Annotated in this window: 1 pseudogene; it reads right to left on the reverse strand. The window is 61.8% G+C overall.

Features of this window, described 5'->3' with window-relative positions:
- Positions 1 to 288 (reverse strand): annotated as a pseudogene (locus tag EN852_RS39790) (FGGY-family carbohydrate kinase); the annotation flags it as partial.

The following is a 288-nucleotide window of genomic DNA, read 5'->3' on the forward strand; positions in this document are numbered from 1 at the left end:
CGCGCAGCCACTGCACGGCGGCGCCCGCAATGAAGATCGAGCCTTCCAGCGCGTAGGTGGTCTTGCCATTAAGCCGATAGGCGATGGTGGTGAGCAGCCGGTTCTTAGACCTCACCAGGTCGGCGCCGGTGTTGAGCAATGCGAAGCAGCCTGTACCATAGGTCGATTTCATCATACCCGGCTCGAAACAGGCCTGGCCGATGGTCGCCGCGTGCTGGTCGCCGGCGACGCGGTGTATTTTCATCTCGGCGCCAAACAGGCTCTTTTCGGTGACGCCGAAATCGTCGG

The sequence above is a fragment of the Mesorhizobium sp. M2E.F.Ca.ET.209.01.1.1 genome, assembly GCF_004010375.2.
Lineage (GTDB): Bacteria > Pseudomonadota > Alphaproteobacteria > Rhizobiales > Rhizobiaceae > Mesorhizobium.